Annotated in this window: 2 protein-coding genes; one reads left to right on the top strand and one right to left on the bottom strand. The window is 53.0% G+C overall.

The window, feature by feature from the left end; all coding sequences use genetic code 11:
* Positions 1–82: 82 nt before the first annotated feature.
* Positions 83–511, bottom strand: coding sequence for a DUF6431 domain-containing protein (locus E5329_RS32775; protein ID WP_408634718.1), 429 nt, complete (start codon positions 509–511; stop codon positions 83–85).
* Here E5329_RS32775 and E5329_RS31435 point away from each other — a divergent pair.
* Positions 440–625 (top strand): hypothetical protein, encoded by a 186-nt coding sequence (locus tag E5329_RS31435; RefSeq protein ID WP_275443892.1) that lies wholly within the window; start codon positions 440–442, stop codon positions 623–625. The two genes, E5329_RS32775 and E5329_RS31435, sit on opposite strands and share 72 nt — an antisense overlap.
* The last annotated feature ends 320 nt before the right edge of the window (positions 626–945 follow it).

The following is a 945-nucleotide window of genomic DNA, read 5'->3' as shown; positions in this document are numbered from 1 at the left end:
CCTCCTTAGGTGGTTTTCCACCATTATGCAGGAGAGAAGGGTGGGAAACCATACCCGTGGCGTGTGGCCGACGGAAAAAGGGTCAGGGGCCGAACGCCTGCTGGCAGTAAAGTGCCGGGTTTTTATGGGACTGGAGGAAAGACTTTGTAAAACGGCGGACAAAGGCTGAGGCGAAATCTGAATAAGCCGGCTGCGTGAGCAGGGACTTCAGGAAGGAAAGGCCGGAAGCCTCCATGGAGGAAAGCACGCCGAGCCAATCCTCCTTCTGCACCCGGAAGAGCTGCAGCCACCGGCGTAGCTGGGAAAGGGTGATACAGAAGCGTTCGCATAGCCTTTCCACAGTGGAAAGGCGCAGGAAATACTCCGCCAGGACACGCAGGAGGAAGAACAGGCCGTAGCCGGAGTAGGGGATGATGAAGTCCGGGAGGATGGCGTGGGTATGGCCACAGGTACAGATGAGGCGCATGATGCAGAGGCTGTGGCGGACTGGGGCACCGCCTATGAAGTCCACCAGGGATCGGTCGTAATAGGCATGGATGCTGCAGGAGCCCCTGGCTCCGCAACAGGGACAGGTCTGCAGTTCCGAACGGAATCCAGCCATGAAGGAATCAAACAGGATCTTTGATGAACTTTTTATGCGAATCAGCTTGCAAAACAGGGAGTTTTCTCTTATCATAGTATATGTCGGTGGTGCCGGAGCCTCACGAGTGGGACACGATCCCGTATATGGCAGGCACACTGGTATGTGAGAGAAAGAACGAACTGTGGAAGGGGCTGTTCTTTCTCTTTTTTCGTTCCATAAAAACTATATCGGAATGACATGGGATGATCAAGAGGAAAACGTGCCGCCTCCTGCAGCACGCTTTTATAGACAGTGTTTAAAAACTGAGATTTTAATTTGACGTTTTTGTGCGGGAGACAGGAACTTTAATTTGCTGGGCTACA

Origin of the sequence: Petralouisia muris (assembly GCF_004793545.1) — a bacterium.
Classification (GTDB): Bacteria; Bacillota; Clostridia; order Lachnospirales; family Lachnospiraceae; genus Petralouisia; species Petralouisia muris.
This window is presented reverse-complemented; position numbering and strand designations above follow the sequence as displayed.